This window comes from Granulosicoccus antarcticus IMCC3135 (assembly GCF_002215215.1).
Classification (GTDB): Bacteria; Pseudomonadota; Gammaproteobacteria; order Granulosicoccales; family Granulosicoccaceae; genus Granulosicoccus; species Granulosicoccus antarcticus.
Map to the genome: position 1 here is coordinate 7,456,033 of NZ_CP018632.1, position 25,452 is coordinate 7,481,484.

At 51.7% G+C, this 25,452-nt stretch carries 17 protein-coding genes; 8 read left to right on the forward strand and 9 right to left on the reverse strand.

Features of this window, described 5'->3' with window-relative positions; all coding sequences use genetic code 11:
• Positions 1-8: 8 nt before the first annotated feature.
• The 3 genes from IMCC3135_RS32360 to IMCC3135_RS32375 form a co-directional block, all read right to left on the reverse strand.
• Positions 9-6,107 (reverse strand): DUF11 domain-containing protein, encoded by a 6,099-nt coding sequence (locus tag IMCC3135_RS32360; protein WP_088921358.1) that lies wholly within the window; start codon positions 6,105-6,107, stop codon positions 9-11.
• 144 nt (positions 6,108-6,251) lie between these two features.
• On the reverse strand, positions 6,252-9,293 hold the full coding sequence (locus tag IMCC3135_RS32365) for a beta strand repeat-containing protein (protein WP_088921359.1): 3,042 nt from the start codon (positions 9,291-9,293) through the stop codon (positions 6,252-6,254).
• A 219-nt stretch (positions 9,294-9,512) separates the two neighbouring features.
• Positions 9,513-10,004 carry a DUF11 domain-containing protein gene (locus IMCC3135_RS32375; protein ID WP_157736490.1) on the reverse strand — a complete coding sequence of 164 codons (492 nt, stop codon included), beginning with the start codon at positions 10,002-10,004 and terminating at the stop codon, positions 9,513-9,515.
• Between the two features lie 575 nt (positions 10,005-10,579).
• Between IMCC3135_RS32375 and IMCC3135_RS32380 the strand changes: the two genes are divergently transcribed.
• The gene (locus tag IMCC3135_RS32380; RefSeq protein ID WP_088921362.1) at positions 10,580-11,110 is read left to right on the forward strand and encodes a PAS domain-containing protein; all 531 of its coding nucleotides are present in this window, start codon (positions 10,580-10,582) and stop codon (positions 11,108-11,110) included.
• A 440-nt stretch (positions 11,111-11,550) separates the two neighbouring features.
• Positions 11,551-12,294, forward strand: coding sequence for a methyl-accepting chemotaxis protein (locus IMCC3135_RS32385; RefSeq protein ID WP_418251452.1), 744 nt, complete (start codon positions 11,551-11,553; stop codon positions 12,292-12,294).
• A gap of 121 nt (positions 12,295-12,415) precedes the next feature.
• On the opposite strand, the gene IMCC3135_RS32390 is transcribed toward IMCC3135_RS32385, so the two are convergent.
• The 5 genes from IMCC3135_RS32390 to IMCC3135_RS32410 form a co-directional block, all read right to left on the reverse strand.
• The gene (locus IMCC3135_RS32390) at positions 12,416-13,780 is read right to left on the reverse strand and encodes an aminotransferase class III-fold pyridoxal phosphate-dependent enzyme (protein ID WP_088921364.1); all 1,365 of its coding nucleotides are present in this window, start codon (positions 13,778-13,780) and stop codon (positions 12,416-12,418) included.
• Positions 13,781-13,911: 131 nt separating this feature from the next.
• Positions 13,912-14,949 carry an extracellular solute-binding protein gene (locus IMCC3135_RS32395; protein WP_088921365.1) on the reverse strand — a complete coding sequence of 346 codons (1,038 nt, stop codon included), beginning with the start codon at positions 14,947-14,949 and terminating at the stop codon, positions 13,912-13,914.
• A gap of 18 nt (positions 14,950-14,967) precedes the next feature.
• Positions 14,968-15,783: an ABC transporter permease gene (locus IMCC3135_RS32400; protein ID WP_088921366.1), complete on the reverse strand. Its 816-nt coding sequence runs from the start codon at positions 15,781-15,783 to the stop codon at positions 14,968-14,970.
• Between the two features lie 2 nt (positions 15,784-15,785).
• Entirely contained in the window at positions 15,786-16,718 is a 933-nt protein-coding gene (locus IMCC3135_RS32405) for an ABC transporter permease (RefSeq protein WP_088921367.1), read from the reverse strand.
• Positions 16,718-17,806, reverse strand: coding sequence for an ABC transporter ATP-binding protein (locus IMCC3135_RS32410; RefSeq protein WP_088921368.1), 1,089 nt, complete (start codon positions 17,804-17,806; stop codon positions 16,718-16,720). Before IMCC3135_RS32410 ends, IMCC3135_RS32405 begins: the two co-directional genes overlap by 1 nt.
• Before the next feature lie 83 nt (positions 17,807-17,889).
• Here IMCC3135_RS32410 and IMCC3135_RS32415 point away from each other — a divergent pair, with 83 nt between their 5' ends.
• From IMCC3135_RS32415 to IMCC3135_RS32440, 6 genes are all read left to right on the forward strand, one after another.
• The gene (locus tag IMCC3135_RS32415; RefSeq protein WP_088921369.1) at positions 17,890-18,681 is read left to right on the forward strand and encodes a helix-turn-helix transcriptional regulator; all 792 of its coding nucleotides are present in this window, start codon (positions 17,890-17,892) and stop codon (positions 18,679-18,681) included.
• 230 nt (positions 18,682-18,911) lie between these two features.
• On the forward strand, positions 18,912-19,667 hold the full coding sequence (locus IMCC3135_RS32420; RefSeq protein WP_205737818.1) for a hypothetical protein: 756 nt from the start codon (positions 18,912-18,914) through the stop codon (positions 19,665-19,667).
• 2 nt (positions 19,668-19,669) lie between these two features.
• The gene (locus tag IMCC3135_RS32425) at positions 19,670-20,398 is read left to right on the forward strand and encodes a hypothetical protein (RefSeq protein ID WP_088921370.1); all 729 of its coding nucleotides are present in this window, start codon (positions 19,670-19,672) and stop codon (positions 20,396-20,398) included.
• A complete protein-coding gene (locus IMCC3135_RS32430) occupies positions 20,395-21,939 on the forward strand; it encodes a Dyp-type peroxidase (RefSeq protein WP_205737819.1) in 1,545 nt (514 codons plus the stop codon). The genes IMCC3135_RS32425 and IMCC3135_RS32430 overlap by 4 nt, the downstream gene beginning before the upstream one ends.
• Positions 21,940-21,998: 59 nt before the next feature.
• Positions 21,999-23,255, forward strand: coding sequence for a cytochrome P450 (locus IMCC3135_RS32435; RefSeq protein WP_088921372.1), 1,257 nt, complete (start codon positions 21,999-22,001; stop codon positions 23,253-23,255).
• Positions 23,252-24,118 carry a glutathione binding-like protein gene (locus IMCC3135_RS32440; RefSeq protein WP_088921373.1) on the forward strand — a complete coding sequence of 289 codons (867 nt, stop codon included), beginning with the start codon at positions 23,252-23,254 and terminating at the stop codon, positions 24,116-24,118. Before IMCC3135_RS32435 ends, IMCC3135_RS32440 begins: the two co-directional genes overlap by 4 nt.
• Positions 24,119-24,191: 73 nt before the next feature.
• Here IMCC3135_RS32440 and IMCC3135_RS32445 read toward each other — a convergent pair whose 3' ends face one another.
• Positions 24,192-25,340, reverse strand: coding sequence for a hypothetical protein (locus IMCC3135_RS32445; RefSeq protein ID WP_088921374.1), 1,149 nt, complete (start codon positions 25,338-25,340; stop codon positions 24,192-24,194).
• Between the last annotated feature and the right edge of the window lie 112 nt (positions 25,341-25,452).

Below are 25,452 nucleotides of genomic sequence, written 5' to 3' on the forward strand. Positions count from 1 at the left end.
CTGCATCATCAGTTCTGCAACCACTTGAAGGCGCTGTCATCGAATTTGTATCGAAGGCCAAAACGTATACCCTGGGCGTCATACCCTTCCGGATCGAGATCTTCATCGCGAAAGCCGACGACGTTGTAGCCAAGCTGCAGTTGCAGATCGCGATCGAGCAGATAGGTCACACCCACACCAAACGAATGGCGTCTGCTGCGACCGGTTCGGGTCATCAGTACCCCAGCGCGAAGGTCCAGATTCCAACGTCGGTCAATATCCCAGCTATAGCGGCCATCCGCGACATAGGCCGCAGTCTTGTAATCACTACGCTCAAGGAACGAGACCTGCTGCTTGCCACCGAAACGGCCGCTGAACACCTGCGTGGAATTGATCTGAAAATTCTGATGCGTTGACAGCACATGCACGTCGCGATCGCTCGCCTCGCCATCCGCACGCTCCACTTTCCAGCTGTACTGGAACAACATGTGATGGCGATTATCCAGGCGAGGCCGGCGCGCAAGGCCTGCTGTAAAAGCATGTCGGATATCCATCTGTCCCACATTCGGATCCTGTAGCGTAAAATCTTCACGCAGCAAGGCGGTCCAGTCCAGGTCAAGGCGTGCCGCGTAGGAGGCTCGCAAGCCGATATAGTCGCTGGCCGTCGCCTTCCGGTATTCGGCACGCGCACTGAGTTTTGCATTGGGATTACGGATATCGGTGGCACCGAGCGAGACGGCAACACCATCGCCACTATCATCACCAGTGAGCGTATCCACCACCTCGATAGAAGGTGACACTGTCAGCCCCGGCTTGAGCTCATAGTTACCACGTATACCGGTACCGGTTTCCAGATCACGATTGTCGATGGCACCGCGCATCCGGTATTCTGAATACAGGCGGGTATTGGGCAGCACATCCGATTCCGCCCCCATGGCAAATGATTCGGTACTTTGCGCACCGCCCAGCGTGGTGAAATCGTAGATGCCGTTCTGCCGCTCGTAGCGCCCGTACAGGTGCGCATGATCGTGTACCTGCAGTTTGCCGCCAAATGCAATTCGATTCCGACCTGCCTGGCCGATATCCTGCTCATACTCAACGTTGACGGAACCCGCTCGCGTACCAAAGCGCAGTCGTCGGTCCGCCCCTACGATGGCCGTATTGAAGCTCTCATCCGCACTCGAAGTACGTTGCCGAATATGACGACTGCCGCCACTCAAGGTCCATTCCTTGACTATCTTGTTCAATCTCACACCTATCGAACTACGCTGCTCAGCACTGGTCAGGGACTCACTGTGAGTACCTTCGACATTGGCACGCAAGGTCTCGCTAATTTGCTGCCGGTGATCGAACCGTAGCTCCTGTCGCCCTGAAGCGACACCAGATCCTGCGTTGGTGAATTCCTCATCCGCACGTGCCAACGTGATTGAAGTGCGCCTTTCCTGCTTCGCATTACTCCAGTTGCGTTCCACCACAAGTCGTTGTGCATAACCTGTTTCGCGCTCATCTCCGTGGCTCATTCGCGCCACTCCGACAGTGACACGGGTGTCCTCATTGGGTCGGTACTCCACATAACCACCACTGAGTGTGCTGCGATCTTCCGGGTTCTTATCTTCGGTATGACTGACACCAGCGACCAGTGCATCGCTCAGTGAATGCTGCAGGCGCACACCAGCAACGGTATGGGCCTCACCGCCACTTTCCTGGTCATAACTGACCCGGATATAGACAGGATTCAGCTCGCTATCAAAACTGGGAACCGGATTGGCAAAGGTCAACTGTCCGCTGACCGAATCGAGTACATAGTCACCAAAGCGGGTGAGCCTTTGGGTGGAGAGCACCAGACCGGGATTACTACGATCACGGACGATTCTTTCCACCACTTCACTGTTTGGTACGACAGGCGACGCACTGAGACGAAACAGCATGGCTGTACCATTGCCCCGAATCTCCTCGGAGCTGCGGCCATCCTCAGGTCGAGCTGCAAACAACTGGAAGCGCGTACGCCCATTGTCATAATGGCTGTTGAAACCCGTCAGTACTCGTTGCACCCGAGCCAGATCGTCGGCATCGCTGTTCGCATCCGTCAGATAGTCTCCCCACATGACACTGTTCTTGCCGCGCTCCAGCTTTGCATACAACCTGGACCGGCTCTGTGCCTCATAACCACGCACCGAGGCATCACCATGAATCGGGTAGTGAGCATTCGGATTGATGTCACGTAGCAGGTCAGTTTCTTTGTCTTTGTCAGAGTTATAAGACAGCGTCAATTGCGCATTACCCTTGACCCGGCCTTTGAGAAACATGGACAACTTCGAATCCACTGACGTTCCATCTTCAATGCCATCGGCCTGGTCCGTCGGATCAAAACCGTTCCCCATGATCTTGCCCGAAGCCATACCTAATTCAAGCAGTCCAATACCAAACAACGGCCGCAACGCCGCCACCTGATAGACACGCATCTCGGCAGACATCTCATTGGCTGCAGCACGCACAATGACCGTGCCGGTGAACTCTGAACTTTTGAGATGCACAACACCGCGCCCATCTTCCACACGAACCTGATGACCGGGCTCATTATCCTGAATGTCTTCTTCTAGCCAGTTGCTGCCTCTGGCTCCGCTAGCGGTCAACGTGACAAAGTGAACGCCCTGAGCTGCATAATCATTGTCGTCAAGAATATTGATATCAATGGGCAGAACCGTACGCCCACCATCGGCCGGCAATGTATCTTTGCGCGCTCGCAGCACCATTCTCGAACCCATTGCCGGACGTTTGAATTCCTTGCCTGCCAGAATACGCGTATTGCCAAAACCATCCTTGCCTCTAACTTCCACGCGATTCAGGCCCGCACGAAGTGTCACTCCGTACCAGGCAACAATCTGAGCCGAGGCTTTGTAATTTTCGATACGTTCGCCGATCTGCGACTGATCTACCGGCTTGCCGTTGACGAATAGCATCGGCACAACACCCGATCTGAGAACCGCCACAAATCGCCCATCAAGGCTGGTATCCCCTTTTGGCCAGAGCCAGGTGCCGGTTTTGGCTTGTTGAGTGGTAATACTCCTCGCCGCAATCTTGGGGTCAATCAATTCATCATTGACATCAGGCTTGGGCGGCTCTACCAGTTTGCGATTTCTGGCCTCGGCATTGTCCTCGTCCTCAAGTCTTTTCTCACTGCGGGTACGCCCCGCATCAGGTCCGTTCAGAATACCGTTGGAAAGATCACCATCAATATCTGCATCACGCGCACTTTGATTATCAATATCGTAGTCCGCCGTTGAATCAAACAAACCTGCCTCTTCCAGCAACCACTCACCATCAATCTTGTCGTTGCGTGCACGAATCTGATCAAATACTTTCTCGACATCCTTGAGCGGACATGTCGCAGCAAAATCTGCGCGATGGAAATCACCTGCCGAGAGATCTACAAACCGGCTCTCGCCATTCGCAGCATTCGCATTATCCAGCGGTTTGAAAGCCAGCCCTGACGGGACGGTCAGTGGATCAACGCGCAGCGCATGCATGCCCGTCTCCAGACCATAGAGACTGTATTGTCCGTTCTCATCAGTGATAGCGAAAGTACCGTCCTCCATATAGATTTTGATACCGCCAATTGGCCATTCGCTGTCATTTTGCAGGTTGTTGCAATCAGCATCGATGTATACCTTGCCGAACAAGGCAGCCCGATCCGATAGCACACCAGTCAGGTTAAGCTTCACCCGAGCCCGGCTCTTTGCTGAATCAAGCTGCACACCCGAAGCCGTACGTGCGGTAGCCGAAGCAATGTTGATTCCGTCGCCATCGATTGCACCCGCTGTGGCTTCCAGCACGTAGCCCAGCTCATGCTCAACGCCTGGCAACAATGTTCCCATTGGAAACTCAAGCTCAGGCCCGGGCGCTCCATCAAAATCTGTAAAAACCGTACCGTCTAGATCAACGCTGTCGGGTACCAATTTGAAACCGTACGGAAGTTGGTCAAACACGCGCACGTTATATTGAATGTCGGGACTCTGATTACGCACTTTGAGTGAATAGGCGACGACATCACCGGGCTCCACTTCAGATTGCAAGGCACGCTTTTCGACAACCAGCCTGAAACTGCTATCTGCGGGGTCCAGTGGCAAATCATGCAAGGGGGTAGCATCACCCTCTGGCACGATAAAAACGCCACCACCGGATACCGCATGTCCCATATCACCATAGGAATACTGGTTGACACCATAGGTAGTAAACTGTGTTGCTGGCACCTCGGATGGAAAGACATAGACAGAAGGAGGCTCTACCTTGATGTAATAACGCAGGTCCGGTCCAAGCTGTGGAACCGAATAGTTACCATCGATATCGCTGTACATGACCAAGGGTTCGCCTGTGAGACGATCACCAACAACAGGGTCGCTAGCTGATGCACTCACCCCTGTCAGCTCCATGATACTGACAATGGCACCGGCAACCGGTGCAAGATTGTAGGCATCAAACACAGTCGCAATCGGATCGATGATGACAGTATCGGTTAACGACACACCCAAACCATTACCGTCAAACAGAACCTGCAGCGTGTCATTGGGTGCACTTCTCAAGACGCATGAGGGTGCGTCCAGCTCATAATCGACAACTGGCGCAATCGGCTGAGTAGTATCGCCAGGGCAAAAACGCCCATCGCCGCTCTCGTCCGTACTGAGAGCAATCGGTCGAATGCTGCGATAAACACCAGAACCAGGAGCTGTTTCGACCATGACGACCTGCAAGGTGTCACCCGTTGCCAGAGAACTCAGGGTCACGATAATGAAAGCTCCCTCACCAGCATCATTGAAGAAAACGGTAGCGTCCAGATCAGTGGCATTCAGCTGGATATACAAACCATCCCGCACAGGGTCATAACTACTCAGGCCGTTGTCCAGGCGATAAGAACCCGCTTCGACAAAATCCTCATCGGTTGACATATCTGGCGTTTCACCGGCACGTCGCAAACTATTGGCAGGCTCGATGAACTGCAAAACAGCGGGTGTCGCAGCACCCAGATCTACAGGATCGGTGACGATCCGATTGCAGACTGAATTTGATTCGAACTCATTGATGCCATCACCATCCAGGTCTATAACGGCAACATTTTCGATCACCAGACCGGCAACGTTAGAGTCTTCGGTACGCAGGGAAAATTCGTAACTCCCGCTTTGTCCCGGCCGCATGTTCTGCGCAGGAATGAACAGCCCTATATGACTAACCGAGCTGATTCCGTTCCAGTTTTCCAGTCGCGTCCAGCGATCACCGTCATTGCGAATTTGAATCAGAGGTATTCCCTGCGCTGGTGCATGCGAGGCCTCTGCATCTGCAGTAAACAGAGTACCGGATGGAATCAGATCACTGATCACCACACCTTCGAAAACCGTGCCTTCAATGTCATGGTCGCGACTGTCAGGAATCCGATTACCACTGTTGGTAAAAGCAATTCTGTAATCAATCAGATCACCTGGCTGCAGCTCGGCTGTGCAGCTAAACGTGGAGGATTTACTCAAGGTGATAAAAGCACCATCCGTAATGACAAGAGTGTTTACGGTAATCTGTGGAGTGAGATTTCCACTCACCGATTCGGCGACAAATTCGATATCAAAACGCTCCCCATCGAGTGACAGAGTTGGAATACTTCCCGCGATGACCACCTCAACGAATTCGCCCGGAGCCACGAGTCTGGTATCACTCAGAAGAGGCTCGCCTGGATCTGCTATCCCATTACCATTGATATCATGGAAAATACGCAAATCCTGCAGATCGCCATCGTCACCCGGCAGGTTGGCCGCAGAGATTCTGTAGCTGTCAACCGCGTTCCCCGTGTTGTAGACCCGACGCGAGAGACTGACAAATTTTCCTGCATGTGCTGTGGTGACAAGCCCTTCATCAAGCTCGAACCGGTAGACACTGGCAACCGTGGCCGTCGAGGCGTTCGATTGTGTTCGTGATACCAGTCCCGTTGTTGGATCAAACCAGGTTATATCCGCCCGGTTTCGAAGCACACTACCAGGCGCACTGGCAGCCTGAACATTGCAGATACAAAGAGCGGACAGCAGCAACGTCAGCAACGCAAATAGCATTGATAAACGTCTGATATGTGCTGGACTGGGGACCGTCATTGTGTCTCTGGTATATGAAATAACAACCGGCAAAGGCCGAGACTAGCCAAGCCTCCAGTAAACGAGAGGCTTGGCTAGTCCCTCGCCGGCAACAGGCCGGCGAGGCGTGCTCTTGGGAAAAGCAGACTCGAGAGCCTGCGACAATCAATCCACCCGAACGACGAATCGGGCCGTGGCCTGCTGACCCGGAATCAGAGTTCCACCCTGACCGGTGGCTGGATCCGTTCCGGTCCCCACGTAGAAGACAATGGTTGATCCACTGATACCGCCCGAACCGTCATTGGCTGTATCACTTACTGGAAGTGGGTTACAACCGCTGCCCAGGCAATACCTCATGAGGTTACCCGTCTCGAATGTGGTAAATGCGGTGACGCTATCCGTGATGGTCACGTTCTGTGCATCGACATCGCCCTGATTCTCGGCAACCACTTGCCAGATGGCACATTGATCTGGCTCGACTTCTTTGGTCTGAACCGTCTCGAACGCTGAATCCACATCGGCAACACCGTCACAATTTGAATCAACCGCTACCGACTTGGTCAATCGAATCTGTCCATTGACGACATCACTCTGAAAGGACACCGACGTGCTTGGTGCGCCAGCGGTTCCATCGGTATTGGTTGCCACTAGAGTCATTGTATCCACCTGACCGGAAGGTGCAGTACTGGGTGCAAACACGGTTGCCAATAACGGAATGTTGGCACCCGGTGGCAGAACCAGTTCAAGGATAGTATCTCCGTCACCATCCACCACATCGATTAGCAAGACCACACCATCAGCCTGCATTACCGAAATGGTCGTGCCGGCCACCAGATTACCCAGCACCGTGTCAGGCACTCCATCACCATCTGTATCAATCGTGATGGTGTTGTTGAAACCAGCCTGACTGTTTGTCGTTGTCAGCTCCAGCGTCTCTTCAGAGTTACCGTTGTTACTCAAGGTCGCAGGATAATCAACAGTACCACCTGGCTCGACCTGGTTTGAAGCACTCGGCGTAAAAGCGACCGCACGACTTGGCAACACATCAACGGCTTCAAGCAAGGTATCCGTTGCTCCGGAGCTGGCCGAAATGATGCGGAAGAATAAAGGGTAGTCACCATCTCCATCAGCATTGGCATCGATTGTTTCAACGGTCGTATCGGCATCATTGTCAGACGAATAATCGGCCGCAGACAGGGCTGCATCAGCAGGCATCGAGACCACTGCAATGTATTCGTAATCGGTTGTTCCGCCAGGTATAACCGGCGTAGAAGATATAGCTGGCCCGGTTGCTGCGCCTGAACCGTCACTCAAAAAGAACTCAACGCTCCAGCCTTCTGGCAGTGAGCCCAGATCAGTGCCATCCCAACTACTGCCTACCGACAACTGGAAGGAATCAGAAACACCACTGACGTTATCGATGTACAAAGGAATCGTGAGCGTATCACCTGCGCTGGCCTCACGCGTCACTGCAGGTGTGTAATCAGGTGTACCGAGGGGATCTTCATCGGTCCCGAGCGTGCCACCAATAGCGCTGTGCAAGTCAGAGGTTGCCGCCACTATTTCGAGCAATGAAATGGTTGCAGGATTACTGATTGGAGTTGCCGCTGGATCACCTGCAGAGGTGGCTGTGACTGTCGCCTGGAAACCAGCTGTTCCGTTATCACCTGAGATTCCCTGAGGAAGCTTGGCGCGTACCTTGAAAGTACGGCTGGCGGACTGTGCAATGACACCTGAATCCACACCGGCAAAGCCGTTGGTATCAGTCAGTTGCACCGAACCCGTATCGTCGAGAAACGTAAACACGGTACCGCTGGGAAAGGTTCCCAACGCTGCGGCCAGTTCAAACGTATCATCACCGTTACCATCGTTAGTGACAACCAGATCAAACAAAACAATACCGCCTGAAGCGGCTGTGTTCACTACCTGCGTATCATTGACTGTGGCGTCGTCATCCCCCCCATCATTTACACCTGCAGCGTCACCTGAACCCGTATCTGAAAGCGTAACCGCATAGTCCTGGGAAACGACATTTGATGTGGTGTTCGAGCTGACCAGCTTGTCGGCTGTTCCATTACCATCGGTATCGGCACTGACATAACCGACGTTATCAACGGTGTACCCACCACCGAATGCATCGCGATCATAGCTGACGGTAAACGTCATCGAGACCGTCGCATTGGGTGCCAACTCGGCATCAACAGCATAGATACCGGCAACCGTAGCATCGACGATATCACCATCGGTATTCAGATCGATACCCAGACCGGCTTCACCACTATCGGCAACGTCACCATCACCGTTATAATCCAGGTTTACGCTTTCTACAAAGTTCCCTACATTGGTGGCAAGCGTATCGCCATTTGTCGTAAGCAGACCAGACACGGAGGCAGACGAGGTGACATAGGTAGTACCTGTTGGAATACCGTCGAACAGTATGACTTTCTGCGCAGCTGTATTACCATTGTTACTAACCGTGATCGTATAGGTGATCTCATCATTGATGGTATCGTGTGAAGAGGTTTTACTGGTCACCAGTACTGCATCACCGGTAATCGTGATCAACGACTCGTTGGTACTATCCAGCGTGTCTCGCCCTTTGGCAGTGGTCAAATCGGTCACACTGCCAACAACAGCGGAACCCGTGCCTTCCTGTGCCGTGGCTGTCATGGTGACACCCAGTGAATCGGTATCCGTTGCCGTTGTTGGTATTCTAACAGCGACGACCAGATTCGCATCTTCTCCGGCGGCCAGGGTCAACGCGCTGACTTCAGGCTCTCCCGAATCTGGCTGACCGTTGCCATTGGTATCGTGGTAAATAGTAATTGCGTCAGCATCAATCGTATCGATACCCGGCGCAGTAGTAATACCGTCCGCGGCACTCACATCGAAAGTGTCGCTACCATTACCCGTATTACTCAGAACATACGGCAAATAGACTGTTTGCCCCGGAGCACCAGTTGTATCGATATCGGTTCCAACTGTTGCAAAGTAGACCTGGGCAACAGTGACGATAGCCTCATTGGACTGTGCGCTATAGACATTTCCCGCAGCATCCTCATAGGTGACTGTCGCCAGGTTCTTGATCTCGGTCCCCGCGGCGGTTGCCGCAAAAGCCGAAGATGCGAATATGCTCAATACTCCCGCAACTGCCGATACAGCGCATACTTGCGCTACCGGGTGCAGAGGGAATCTGCTGTATTTCATGTGATTGTCTCTCTATCGGTCAAAACGCGCTTGATGTCGTGGAGGGCCTGTCGGCGGAGGGATTCTGTAATTGGAATAATCATTATTTTCTGCCATTTATTGGAGGTTTGAATGGTGTCTGTCTTGTGTTTTTGACCATCAAAATCAACGGCCAGAATGACTCCTGGACACCTCCTCGCCCATTCACCCGATTGCAATTCAGCTGTCCCGCTACAGGACTCAATTGACCACCACTCGATAGCCGTACTCATGTGTACCGCCCTCAGCATCAAGGCTTTCCTCAACCGCCCAGCGAACATGTGTGTATTGCGCAGGTGGAATGACAACCTCTTTCTGACTACCATCAGCTTGCGTTTCTATTCGCATGACCGGTTCTTTTTCGAACGTTCGTCCGCCATCAATGCTGACTTCGAAAAGCGAATCGGCATTACTGTTGGCAGAATCGCTGACAAATGTGGTATTTGCAGGTATCGGATCAATGACATTCAGCCCGCTGACAGCAGATTCGCCGCTGTTGACGAACGTCAATCTATATTCCATGAGCTCTCCGGGCTTGGCAGCGGCGGTAGCCTGTATAACCTCGTTACCTTGCGAGTCAGTTGATACAAGATAGGCTTCTATGCGACCTTCTACGAGTCCATTAGCAAGGGCCATACTTGCAAATGAAAAAACAAGTGTCGCTATGATTGGACGAATCGTACGTAACTGCATGATGTTTCTCCGATGAAAAGTTGCCGCCATATCGCGATACCCATCAACGAGGCGGGAGTATGCAGTTTCGGAGGTAGCAGCTCACAGGCCACTGGCAGTTAGTGATACCGTTACAAAATATCGAACCTCGATTTCAGAGGTTAGTATCTGGTGCCACTTCTCAAAAACGACTTGAGAATTTAAGCAATAGGTATCTTTCCGTCCTCACCTTGGTTCGTCCATGCCAGATGGTACGACCAACCCATTGAGTGGTTATGAGCATCAATAACAGCTGCAGCATTATTCAACCGTTACCGCATCACGAGCCTCAAAGGGATCGTGAAACAATCCCTTAGGCATATCTCTACAGATAGGGAGTCCGGACTGCGCGATACCTCTGATGCCCACTCTGCGTTCTGGTGTAACCAGTACGATTTCAAAAAATATTGGATATAGTCGATAACACTCATGCAGAACTAATTCAAGGTGGGTTTTTCCTATCGTTCAGCCAGCAGCAGGCCGACACGATGACACCTGACCTTATACCTGGTAATACGAAACCATAATCAGTTGACTCGATCACGGAGGTTGTCACTATGGATAGAAATGTGGTGCTCACAGGCAATGAAAAGTGCCTGGATCAAGACGACATCATTGTGTCGAAGACGGATACCTCGGGTAAGCTTACTTATGGGAATCGCACATTTTTCAGCTTTGCCGGATTGAGTGAGAGTGAGTGCATGGGAAAACAGCACAACATCATCCGACACCCTGAGATGCCACGATGCGTCTTTGAGCTTTTATGGAGAGCATTGAAGAATGGCGAAGAGCTGTTCACTTATATAAACAATCTTTCTTCAAACGGCGACAATTACTGGGTTCTTGCTCATGTCACACCGAGTACAAATTCGAGTGGCCAGACAATTGGCTACCACTCAAACAGAAGAGCGCCTAACAGAGAGTCGCTAAACAGCCACATCATTCCACTTTACAACGAGCTTCTGAAAGTGGAACGTTCGCATTCAAGCCCCAGAGAAGCATTGTCGGAATCAAGCAAGAGAATCGATAGCATTCTTCAAGATAAAAAAATGGGATTCAATGAATTCATGTTTTCTTTAGGTGTATGAGAATGAGTGTCTCCAATACAGCAACAACCTCGTCAGACTCGGAAAATAACACCAATGATATTGCCAAGGCACTAGCGGTTTTGCAGCAAGTCAAAAAAGGCAACTTCGAGGCCCGCATTCTGAGTATCGAATCGACTGGAGAGTTGGGTGAGTTGCTACATACCATCAATGATGTCATCGACCGGTCAGATGCCTATATCAGAGAATCAATGGCCTGCCTGGAGCATGCCAGTGACGGGAAATACTATCGCGAAATCATAGAGACGAGTATGCAGGGATCATTTCTCCGTGCGGCGAAAACGGTCAATACCTCACTGAATGCAATGCTTGAAAAGGTCACCGGGTTTACCGAAATTACAGATACATTTGAGACCTCACTCAAGAATGTTGTACAAACCCTCGCAGCTGCTGCATCCAAATTGAGTTCTTCATCCCGTACGATGCAAAGTATTTCATCTGATACATTGGAGCAGACAAACCGGGTTGCGACTGCTGCTGAAAAATCCTCAAGTCGATTCCAGACAGTTGCCAGTGCGACTGTTCAACTGACAGCCTCCATCAATGAGATTTCCGGGCAGGTTTTATCTGCCTCGATTTTAACGCAAGAGTCTGCGGCTATCACAGTTGACGTTAAACAGCGTATTGAGGATCTGCAGCTCGCAGCCCAGAACGTGAGCAAGTCTGTTGTGATAATCAATAAAATTGCAGGACAGACCAATCTGCTGGCCCTGAATGCGACAATCGAGGCCGCTCGTGCAGGTGAAGCTGGAAAGGGATTTGCCGTTGTTGCCAGTGAAGTTAAAAACCTGGCACAAGAGACCTCCGGTGCCACCACCGAAATAGAATCGTATGTTTCAGAGATTCAAGCGGCTATGTCACGAGCCGTTGAAGGCATTCATAACGTTTCCGAAAAAATTTCGTCAATTGATGACACATACGCTTCTGTTTCAGTAGCCGTTGAACAGCAATCCTCAGCGACATCTGAAATATCTCGGAACATCGAAGGTGTTTCAAGTGGTACTCAGGAAATTACCCAGAACATTGTGCAAGTATCGCAATCTGCTCAGGAGACGGGCAATGCAGCAACTGATGTCAATAACTCAGCAGAAGAGTTATCAAAGCAGTCAGAGGCTTTGTACAAAGAAGTGGATCGCTACCTTGTACGTGCCAGGGAAATATTGTGAACCTCTGTGTTTGAATGCTTACTTCTATCCGACAATAAACTGATCTGAGACGCCCTCTACCGAACATTGAATCAATAGAGGGCAACAGAGTGAAAAATTTCAATTCAATATTTCACAAACCCTATAGAGAACCCTGAACCTCGCAAATACTTTCACGCAGGATGTCTGTCGTTTCATCAATCTCCGCTTCGGTCATGATCAGTGTCGGCGAGAGAATCAGGATATTACCCAACGGACGTGCAATAAGGCCTCGTTTCTGAGCAGCTTGAGCAACTTTCTGACCGACCTGCTCTGTCACTGCAAAGGGAGTTCTTTTTTCCTTGTCCTTGACGAATTCCAGTCCCATCATGAAATGACTTCCACGTACCTCGCCAACCAGCTCCAGATCTCCCAGACCACGCAGGTTGTTCTCGAAACGCTTACCCGTGGTTCTTACACGTTCGGGAATCTTGTCGTTCTCCATCAAGGCGATGTTTGCCAGGGCTGCCGCAGAGGCGGCCGGGTGGCCCGAGTAGGTCATGCCGTGGAAGAACATGGCACCGTCTTCAGAGATAACTTCATGGATCTCATCGCTGATGATAGTGGCTGCCAAAGGCTGGTAGCCCGACGTCAGCCCCTTGGCCGTCGTGATTATGTCAGGCTGCATGCCGAATACGTCTTTTGATGCAAAGAAGTGCCCCAGGCGACCAAAGGAGGTCACGACTTCATCCGCGATGTACTTGATGTCATAGCGACGGCACAGCTCACTCATTCTGGCGTGATACCCCTCTGGCGCAACAATCACGCCGCCAGCACCTTGAATGGGTTCAGCAATGAAGCAGGCAATGTTTTCAGCGCCCAGGTTCTCGATACGCGTTCTGGCATCCTCCAGCAGAACGTCGAGAAATTCAGCTTCGCTCATACCCTCGCCTTCGCGCCAGTAGTGCGGAAGACGCAGATGATGCACCAGGCCTTCCGCTTTGCTCCAACCCTCTGAGTAGGCAGGAGTTGTCATTGCCATGGCCAGAAAGGTTGATCCATGGTAGGCACCGTGGCGACTCAGAATCAACTTCTTGGAACTCTGTCCCAGACGATTATAGTAATGGTGCAAGATGCGAATGGCGCTATCATTGGCAACCGATCCGGAGTTGCTTAAATACACGGCATTCAGATTTCCGGGCGCCAATTCAGCTAATTTTCTAGCCAGTGCCGCTGCCGCAGGGTGTGTGAAATTATAGAACGTGGAATAGAAATCCAACGTGTTCAATTGCTCAGTGATGGCACTGATGATTTCCTGTCGCTTATGGCCTGCATTGACACACCATAGACCACCAATACCGTCGATCAGCCTATTGCCTTCGCTGTCAGTCACATGAGCCCCTTCCGCTCCTACAATAACGGTACGGGCATCTTCCTGCTTCAGCGCATTCAGATTTGCAAAGGACTGTATGAGATGAGTGTCCGAGGTAAGGACCCCATCGGTGGATATATCAATCGCATGAGACATTTGGGAAGGACCTTTGTTTCGACTTGTATTTAGAGTTTGCAGGATTGTTTATCGTGCTGAACGGGCCCCGTGATCGGCGGGCGTGATAGGGGCTTCCCGAACACGACAACCGACCAGGGTTCGCTTCGTGCCTATTTCTTTAAATTGGTCCAGATCTGGTCGTAAACATCCTGTGTCTGTTCGTCGCAGGCTTCGACAAAAACTGCGGGACCCGCTGAAGCCGGTGGATTCGCTTCAGGCAATGTTCTCAAGGACTCCTCCAGCAATTCGGATACGCCTTTGACGCCGGCTGCATATCGAGCGAAATTGCTTACAGCTGCCGCATTTTCAGGCTCCAGTAGAAAGTCCATGAATTTCAACGCATTCTCGCGATTGGGTGCATCCTTCAGCAGTGCGACATTGTCCATCCAGGCGATATAACCCTGCTCTGGAAAGGCATATTCAATGTTTGCACCTTCTTCGCGCCCCTTTGAAGAAAAGCCGCTGTAGATCATGCCCGCGATCGCATCGCCGGAGACCAGTACTTCTTTCGCCGTGTCAGAATTGAATGAAGCCCAGTGAGTTTTGGCCTCGCTCAGCATCGCATTCAGAGCTTTCAGCTTGTCGCGATCGGTTGAGCACTGTTCCATGCCTAAGTGCAGTGATGCCAACACCATGACATCGCCCTGGCTGTCGAGTACGTTGATCTTGCCGGATATTTCTTCGGGTGGGTCGAAGAGGATGTCCGTGGTATTGATATCACCGGAAAACTCATCCCGATTGACAGAGAAGGAGGTGCTGCCCCACTGGTAGGGAATCGAAAACTGTCGTCCCGGATCAAACGGTGTGTCCAACCACTGGGCCTGTATATTGCCCTTGTTCTTCAACTCACCTTCAGCAATGGTGTCCAGCAGGCCTTCGTCAGCCATGATCTTGACCATATAGTCACCAGGGACGGAGACATCGTAAGTCCCAATGCCACCGGCTTTCAATGTTGCAAGCATGGACTCGTTAGAATCAAAGGTGTCCATCACGACATCAATGCCCGTTTCAGCCGTGAACTTCTCGATCAGCTCCTGGGGCATGTACTCGAACCAGTGGTAGACAACCACTTCGCCATCTGCCTGTGCTGCGGCACTGGCAAGCGCTAACAGAGAAGCAGTCGCTATTGGAATGAGGTGCTTTTTCATATTTTGACTCCAATTGAATCAGGTTGTCTTGTCGGATTTGCTGACGAAGTAGGAAATGGTAACCATGAGCACTGACACGCCGAGTAGCATGGTGGAAATGGCCATGATGTTAGGCTTTATGCCCTGTTTTACTGCACCGAATATGGCCGTCGGCAAGGTCTCCACTCCAGCGCCCTTGACGAAGTTTGTAATAATGAAATCGTCCAGAGATACGATAAAGGCCAGCAGAAATCCAGAGATGACTCCCGGCGCCATCAATGGCAACAGAATTCTGGTGAATACTTGTCTACGTGTGGCGTACAGGTCCAGCGCTGCCTGTTCAACACTTTCGTCGATGCCCTGCATACGGGCTGATATAGGCAGATAGGCAAAGGGAATGCAGAACGCGATATGTGCCAGCATGATGGTCATCAGGCCTCGGTCGACACCGATAGCATTAAAGAAGATCAAAGTGGCCACCGCGGTGACAATCTCCGGCACCATCAAAGGCAAAGAGATCAGTCCGAAGGAGAGCGTACGAAATCTGAACTTGCCGGCACGGATCATTCCCGTGGCTGCCAGTGTTGCGATGGCTGTCGCCACTGTTGCCGCAATGATGGCGATGACAAAACTGTTCCAGGCGGCCAGCTTGAACTTTGCGCTTTCCGGCCCCGTAAAAACATCCACATACCAGCGCAGCGAAAAGCCCTCCCATACTGCTATGGATTGCGATGCATTGAAGCTGTAGATCGTCACGACGAGCAAAGGCGCATAGAGAATGACCAGACAGAGCAGAGTGATCGCCCGGAAGCCGGTATAAGAGCGTACATCCAGTTTTGCGGAAAGATTTGTCATGTTCAGCAAGCCTGCTCGTTTTCACGCCGGCTTTGCTGATGCGCAAAAAGCATGAGAATGATCAGGACGATCGATAACAAGATCATCGAGGCGGCGGCACCGAAGGGCCAGTTGCCTGCATTGCCCTTGAATTGTTCCTCTATCAGCGAACCGATCATGAAGTTCTTCGCACCACCGAGCAGATCTGGCGCCAGGAAGGAGCCCAGGGAAGGCACAAATACCAGAATACAGCCGGCTATGACTCCAGGCTTCACCACAGGTAACAAGACCCGGCGCAGTGTTGCCCACTTGGAGGCGTACAGATCAGCTGCTGCTTCACTGAGTGAAAAATCGTAGCGCTCGACGGCGGCATAGATAGGTAGCACCATGAACGGCAAGTAGGAATAAAACAGCCCTATCTGTACCGCAAAGTTGGTGTTGATCAGTTGCAGTGGACTATCGATCATACCCAATGCCATTAACGATTCGTTCAATGGCCCTTGATCCCGGAGCAGAAATTTCATGGATACCGTGCGAATCAGAAGGTTTACCCAGTAGGGGATCGTGATGAGAAAAACCCAGATGGCGCGGGACCCTGCCGGTCGCGTTGCAATGAAGTAGGCAGTCGGAAAGCCGACGGCCAGGCTGAGCAGTGTGGCTGCACCCGCTTGCCAGAAAGAGCGCCAGAAAATCGAGATATAGGTCCATTCGATACTGGGAGCTTCATCTCCAAATAATCCACGATTGAAGAAAAACTGATCGTAACCAGACAGACTGAACTCCCAGATAATGCCGCCACGAAATTCCTTGGTCAAAAAGGAATACACCAGCATCAAAAGCACAGGAACCAGCGCCAGAGCACCCAGCACGATCCATGAAGGCAGAAGCAGCCACGTTCGAACCTTCTCGAAAGTGCTGCTGACGGCACTACTGCCGTTTTGTGTCGTAGCAGCCATCAGTCCATCAAGAGCCGAGCGGCTCCCTCTTCCATATTGATGAAAATATCGCTACCAGGCTCGAAGATTCGCTTGTTGCCGCGATCCGAATTGGATGTGCGTACCGTGAAGTTCGGACCATCCACAAGATCAACGATGGTCGAGATATCGGTACCAGCGAAGATGTTCTCGATCACCTTGCCCTTCAGACTCTTTTTCTCGATTGCTACATCGCTGATGATGATGCGTTCGGGACGCAGTGAAATATGAACTTTAGAGCCAACTCCGACCCCTTGGACCTCATCGCATTCCAGCTCGTGGCCGCCGCCCAGGTGACAGATGGCGCGACCGTTCCGGATATCCTCAACCTGTACATCAAGCAGATTGGTCTCGCCAATGAAATCGGCAACGAATACGTTGCGCGGAATTTCATAGATATCGCGCGGTGAGCCCAATTGTTGCAGTTCGCCGGCTGACATCACGGCGATCCGGTCTGACATGGTCAGTGCCTCTTCCTGGTCATGGGTCACAAAGATGAAGGTAATGCCAGTCTCACGCTGAAGGTGCTTCAGTTCGAGCTGCATCGATTTGCGTAATTTAAGGTCCAGCGCTGAGAGCGGCTCATCAAGCAACAGCACCTTTGGCTGCGGGGCGAGTGCGCGGGCCAGAGCAACCCGTTGCTGTTGTCCACCGGACAGCTGGGAAGGCTTGCGCGCCGAGAAAGCAGAAAGCTGGACGAGTTCGAGCATTTCGCCGGCTTTGCGGCGGGCCTCTGTCTTGCTGGCCCCTTTCATTTCCAGACCAAATGCCACATTGTCCAGAACGTCCAGATGCGGAAAAAGTGCATAGTTCTGGAAAACCGTGTTCACAGGGCGTTTGTTAGGTGGCAGGCTCTCGATCTCCTGTCCATACAGCTGTATCGATCCCTCAGTCACATCTTCGAAGCCGGCGATCATACGCAGAAGCGTAGTCTTGCCGCAGCCGGACGGGCCCAGAAGAGTAAAGAATTCATTGTCCATGATGGACAGCGAAATTTTCTTCAGTGCCGTGAATGATCCGTATCGCTTGACCGCTTGTCGGACATCGATCGCATTCTCTTGTCTTTCCATGCGCTTGTGGATATACCCCTGTGATGACCTGGGTTTATACTAGAACCATTGGTTCTGGGGGTATATACCCCTAAGGGGGTATCTTGTTCACGCTAACGAATTCAACTCACAAGCATCTGGCAGCAGCCATAGAGGCGCTGGGTACGCCTGCATTTTCCGAATGTTTGTATGAATGGCTGCAGCGTTGCTTTGAGATAGACAACGGCACTGTTCTGGCCTATTACCAAACCAGCAAGCCGGATGTCTTTTTTGCCCATTCACGAATCAAGCAAGTGCATTCGCACATGGAGAATGACTATCTTTCGGGAATATATCTGTTAGACCCTTTCCACAGCCTCCACGTCAACAAGTCGGATAACGGCCTCTATCGCCTGCGCGATATCGCGCCGGATCACTTCCATCGGAATGAATATTTCGCAAACTACTATGCACGCACCACCTTGACCGATGAAATTGGTTTTCATGTGGCCTTGCCAGGCGGTGTTTCCGTGCATACTTGCCTGGGCAGGGACAAGAGCTCTGGCAGGAATTTCACTGCTCGCGATCTCAATACAGCTCGCAACCTGAGCAGTATTGTCTGCAGTTTGATCACGGTGCAATGGAAGGATCTGACGGCAAGTGGTGACTACAAAGATGAATTGGTGGTCGATCATCTACGCGCTCAGCTTCAGCAGCATAAAGACATTCGCCTGAGCAAACGCCAAGGCGAAGTAGCACTACTGATATTGCGCGGCCACAGCACAATTTCCATTGGCCTTTGCCTGGAGATCAGTCCACAGACAGTTAAAGTATTCCGTAAACAACTCTACCGAAAGTGCGAAATTTCCTCGCAGGCTGAATTGTTTTCACTGATGACTCGATACCTGGCCTTGTAATCCATATACGATTACTTACTTATTGTTGCACGATTGAGAGGGCCATACACGCGGATATTTTACTCTACACATATATAGTGCCTTGTCTTGACTCAACTCAAGCACCAGAAATGGCTGCATAACACAGCCACGCTATACATTAGGCTAGATACGACAATATGCCAACCCGTTCCACCTGATTTACAGGTTATGGTTTCTCTTCTTCAGCAGTTATCGAAGGGAAAACTGGCATGTCCAACATAGCAGGCAAAGCCTATGCGATGAACGTCATCACACCGATTCGCTCAAGATACAGCTTCATCAATCGCTGGTTATTTGGCAAGGCCACTAAAACCCCGGCAGCTCTACTTGGCCTGGTGACACTCTCCCTGATTCATTACGCACGCTGGGTCATCATTCCGCGCAACTCGTTTCCGCATCTGGATGCGAGTCAGCCAAAAGAGGAGCTGAACTACGATTACATGATCTTCCAGAGCAATTTCAATGGTAGCTGGGCTCAGTACGTCGACTCATTTACATTTGCCATACCAGCTGGTCTGGACCTGTTCTGGAAATGGAATGTCCGGTATCCCAAGTCAGTACCACTGACCCCTTTCCATGACTATATACGGCACAACCAGATAGACACCTGCCACTACTACAGCGCCTACCCCATGGCTGCATCAAACGATGTGAAGTCTGCAAAAGTACTCAAGCAGGCTTTGTGTGATTTCGACAAGGCATCTGCCGGGAAGCCTGCCGATGAATTCCTCACCGACTATCACGCGCTACTCAACGCCATGCAGTTGCATCTTGGTGAGATGCGCCCGACGCCTGTCGTGAGTATGGCGGCACAAGCGGTCAAGGATCGCCACTCGGGCACCCCGGAAAAGGTTCAAGGCTTCAAGGGGGCAAACGATTCTGCAGAACCGGTAGAAAATAGCGCTTCATCCAGAACACCACCTGCGGCTCCGCTTTCTAGCACTGACGCACCGGAGTACAGCTAATCATGGCCAATACCGGCGGCGGCGCACAGGCGCTGACAATTCTGAGTCCCATCAAGAATGGCTACCTTGGTGAAACCACCTTCGCGGACGAAACCTTCAAGCGATGCATGAATATTCGCATCCACGAAGAAAGCCCTTTGGCCAAGATACCGGATACCTACCTTGCCCGGCTATATGTGCTTAACGATGTGCTTTACGAGTCCAAGCCTGCCAACGACACAATCCTCAACCTGAACGATTTGTTTTCGCTATTCAAAGGCAAGTATCGGCTGCGTGGACTCCCCAAGACAGACAAGCTGAAATCACGTTATCTTGTTTTTTCCAGCAACTTTCACGGTGAAAGCGACGAGGATCTTGACCGTTATCTGAAAAATTTATACCTACACTGGGACTACACGGACTACTACGGAAAGCGGCATGACATTCATCATATCTGGAGACACTGTGTCGCTTATGACAAGGTAAAAAGTGCAGATGATTTTGTCAGCTACATGCGTAAATGCGCCCTTGATACATCATTATTCTTTAACGGGTCGAACGGCGATTCCCTGAAAGAGCAGCTCAAGGCCCTGTATCTCAAGCAGGAATTATCACGCTTTGCCATCAATCATCAAGGCAAAAGCGCAGGCGAGATACAGACAGCATGGCACGCTTTCATCGATCGGGTCAGACCAACAGATCTGGAAGCTCCAAGCTGGAAGCCCGGACAATCAACGGTACGAACATCATGACTAGCAGCGTAATGGAAAGACAAGCCAAGGTCGCTGGAAAGACCTTGAACCTTTCAGACATTCAGGGCAACGTCGTGCGCGCCTACGGCCATATAGGCTACTTTCATGCACGCTACCTGTTCTTCCGCATTAATGATCCGGGCAATGCGCGTGCGTTTCTGACACGAGTGGCCGAACGTGTCACCAACTCGGCTTACGCGGATTCGAAACGGAACACCCGGCAAACAACATCCAAAGCCAGCACAAACGTTGCCTTCACGTTTGCAGGATTGCAGGCAATCGAATTACCCGCCGGCTCATTGATGGGTTTTCCGCAGGAATTTGCTGCCGGCATGAAAAAACGCATGAGTATACTCGGCGATGAAGGTTCGAGTGCACCGGAACACTGGGACAATATCTGGCAAAAGGAAGTCCATCTGTGGGTCTCGATCAATGGTCTTAGCAATGCGGATGTAGAGGAACGCTACCAGTGGATCCTGCGGCAGAACAAGGATAGCGGCGATGGTGTCGAGCTGCTATCGGGTCATCGAGGGGCTGCGGGAGAGGAGGACCTGATGTTTCAGACAGGTGCCATCTTGCGAGATGAGAACGGCAATCCCTCTGGCAAGGAACACTTCGGTTATCGTGACGGCATCAGTGATCCGGTCTTCGAAGGTCAGCCAAACGCCCCTGACACCGTGCTGGGACGCGGCAAATTGCTGGCCGGTGACAAGTGGGCACCTCTGGCCCCCGGCGAGTTTCTCTTGGGACACCTGGACGAAGCACAGGAGTACCCCAAGGCACCGATGCCCCGGTCTCTGGCGCAAAACGGCACGTTCATGGTCTATCGTAAATTACACCAGAATGTCGCCACGTTCAGGCGTTATCTGGACGATTCAGCCGCTCAGTTCGAGGGTAGTAAAGAGATGCTGGCTGCCAAGTTCTGCGGACGCTGGCGCGACAATGGCGCACCGATCGTCGATGCGCCGGACGATGCCGGTAAAAAGTGCTGGGATGCCCGATTCGAAGCGGCTGATGCGGCTGAAAAGCGACGCATGCTGACCGACTTTCACTACAACGACGACATTGACGGAGCACGCTGTCCCATGAGTGGGCATCTACGCCGCATGAATCCTCGGGGCTCTCTGGAATTCGGCCAGAAAGGCGCATTCAACACACCCAGCGCGCTTGCCGATCGCCGCCGCATTTTGCGCCGTGGGCTTCCCTATGGTCAATCAGGCCCGGATACTAACGATGCCGATGATCACGGCATTATCTTCATGGCCCTCAACGCCTCCATTGAAAGACAGTTCGAGTTCGTGCAACAGCAGTGGGTCAACTACGGCAATGACTTCAAGGAGGGCAACGACAAAGAGATACTGCTTGGCAATCACACCGGTGAAGGAAAAGCGGTACTGCAAGTTGAGCCAGGCAGTGGCAAGCCACCCCATTTTCTTACCAAGCTGCCGCGTTTCGTTGAGTGCCGCGGTGGAGACTATTTCTTCGTTCCCGGCATCACAGCACTGAAGATGATCGCGGCTGGAATTGTGGATCCAACCTGAGACGAACAAGCTTCCATCACAGCGTCGCACAGTTTGTATAGCTCAACCAAGAGAACGCAATGTCAGACACAACGGTACGCATCAAAACCTGGATCTTCCAGAATCTTGATTTGGCATGCAGCATCATGCGCCGGGTGAGGCCGAATTTTGTGGTGGATGGCCAGGCATTCATTACCCGCTTTGACGGGGTCAATGAGGTGTTGTCACGGGACGATGTCTTCCATGTGACCTATGCGCAAAAGATGGAAAAGGTCACCAGTGGCGGCAACTTCTTTCTAGGCATGCAGGACACCCCAACGTACACTCGCGACGTCTCACACATGCGGCTCACTGCAAGGCGAACCGACATTGATGAGAGAATTCTACCCTTTGTCAACGCAAGCTGTGCGCAGATACTCTCGACCCTGGACGGCGAATGTGATGTGGTCAAGGCACTGACACGCGTGGTACCTACCCGCTTTATCGGTGACTACTTTGGTACCCCCGGTTGGAATCAGGAGGAATTTACAGATGCAGCCTCTCTGATGTTTGCCTACCTTTTTTACCCCAGCAACGAGGCCAGTGAAAATACAGCGCTGGCCGCAGCTCGCACCACATGTGATTACCTTGATCAGACTATTCAAGAAAGAAAGTCTCATCGAGACGAGCATGATGACGTACTCGAACGCTGCCTGGTACTGCAAGACAGTGGGCACCCGGGGATGAGCGATAGGGATATTCGCAACAATCTGATCGGTCTGCTGATCGGCGCTATCCCCACGACGTCCAAGTGTGTTGCCTTGACGCTGGACTACCTGTTCGAACACCCGGACCTGCTGGCCGAAGCACAACAGGCAGCACGCGCCGACAACGACAAGCTCATGCTGCAATACGTCAGGGAATGTCTTCGCCTGAACGCTTTCGCTGCCGGCGTACAACGTATCTGCTCGCGGGATTACATCGTTAACGAAGGTTCGTGGTACGCCGCTCGAATACCAAAAGACACTGTAGTACTGGTTGCCACTCAATCGGCAATGATGGACAGCCGCAAGGTTGCCAAGCCCAATGAATTCAGGCTGGATCGCCCTGATTACCTGTATATGCACTACGGCGTTGGCATGCACACCTGCTTCGGAGCACACATCAATGATGCACAGGTTCCCGCGATCTTGAAATCCGTGCTCAAACTTGAAGGCTTGAGACGCGTTGCACCGATGCAGAGCGCAGGGCCCTTTCCGGTTAGTTTGAAGATTGCGTTCGACAGCCGTAATACTCCACCATCGAATCCGCATAAAACTGTGCACAAGCCTATCCATGAAAAAGAGGAAGTAGCGTGAATCACACGGAAGCAGCTCCAACGATTCCCCGGGTAATCACCTTCCCACCCAGCGCCGACAGTGAAACCGGACGCTGGGCACTGGATTATTACGACATCAAAGTGGATGAACGTCGCCATGCGCCACCCTTCATTTTTGCAGCCATCGGTTTGAACAAAGGCAAGAAATTTCCTTTGTTTATGCACGACGAATTAATGCTGAATGGTGTCGAGCAAATTCTTGATCATTTCAATGAAAGAGCACTGGATAACCGGCAATTGACTCCCGATGAACACCGAGATGAAATCGAAGCGCACTGGAAACGCTTCAACGCCACCATGGGTGCAGCCGTCGTCACCTGGGCGTACACACATTTGCTACCGCATCGCTCCATCATGATTCGTCCTCTGAGCCTTGGCTCCCCCTGGTACCAGCAACAGTTTGTGCGATTTCTCTACCCGATTCCCAAGACCATGCTCTGGAACGCGCTCAAGCTTAGCCGCCCGAAAGCAGACGAAGCGCTAAAGACAATCGAGGCAACGTTTGCTTACGTGGACGAGCTCCTGGCTGACAACCGCCGCTGGCTGGTTGGAGATCGCATGACCCTTGCCGACTTGTCGTTTGCGGTCAGTGGCGCGCCTCTGGTGCTGCCGGAAGGCTACGGTGGTTATCCAGGCGATCAAGGCCCCATCCCCTCTCTAGAACAGTGGCCCGCCGAGCAGCGTGCAATAATCAAGGCGATGCGGCAAACGCGTGCCGGCCAGTTCATTCTGAGAATGTACAAAGAGGAGCGGTACCGGCATTTGAATTTGTCGACAGGTGCACCAGTCGTTCAACATTCAACTTCAACAAAAGATGAACGGGTAATTGATATTGTTGAGTGAGCCCCCACCTGACAGACGGGCCAACTAGTGGGTCGATTGCCTCGGGACAAACACTACGACTGAACAGGCATCATCACTTTAAATTCTGCAGTGTACGGTTAATACTCTCTTCCACTTGCCTGGCGCCCTTGGCAATAGCTTCCTCTTGTTTCTGATCCTCTGCCTGCTGCGCATGGTGCTGTTCGATAAATTCAGCCACCATGCTCTCAGTGACCAGGTCATTCTGACTGCTGCGCTCAGAAGTCCCGATCTGGATGATATTGGTTTTTGAATCAGGATTCTCGAAATGACTGATGGACCTGATGGGTATCCGCTTTTCCAGCATGCCGTACACAATTTCATTAACGATTGCCGCAGGCACCCCCTTCCCGAACCAGATCGCGTTTGTTTCATTCTCGAGATCGCTGACGTTCACAACAGATTCAACCTTCGTTGAATCAAGAACATCGACAATGGCATTCCCATCAGCGCTTTTGCGATAATAGATCACCAGAGGCGGACTGGGACTGCCATATGCACCAGTCGTTGATAACGTCATACCTGAATCGGCGGCGAACGCACTACCGATTACAGACGACCCAAGCATGTCGAGGAAACTGGATTCCTGGGAGGCGTTCTGGAGACCCTCTTCGATGAATTCAAATTGCACGGGAGCGGAGAAGTCACCATCCTCTCCGGAACCGGAATTTGACTGTGCGACTTCTTTCAGGTTGTAGATACCCAACGCCTTACCATTGAAAGGGACATCAAGTAGTCCGATGTTCTGCTTGAATCCCGTGTCGTTCCCCTCACCATCCTTGACCGGAGTCAATAGATGAACTGCGAAATGGTGAGAAGGCTTTAGCTTGACATCACTGAGAATGGCCATCTGAACCCAAGACCCCGTTATGGAGGTCGAGATGTTATCCCGATACATTCGCGGTGCAGTCAGCGGTAGGTGGATTTCAGAATTTTGGGGCAGATTGGTCAGCGTAATCCGGTAGGGGTAGATTTTCTCGGTACTTTGCGTGTTGATGAAACTGAAGGTTGCCAACCCCATGAATACAATTCCGGACACAGCATAAAAGATCCCCATGTGCTTACTGTCTTTCTTGAGCATCACGAAAAGCGACACGATTACCAGAAAAACACCGAAGAAAAATGGACCGTTCGTCGAAGCCAACCCAGTCAGCTCGGGCAGCTTTTCCACCAACGTCTCTAGGACTCCGCCTTCGTCAGCCATGAACCTTCCCCGAAATAGTTACCACCTATTTCCCAGTCTTGAACTTTCGAAGTTTCGTGTCAACTCCCAGTACGTATTCCTATACATTTGTACGGAACGCATTATCGATTGA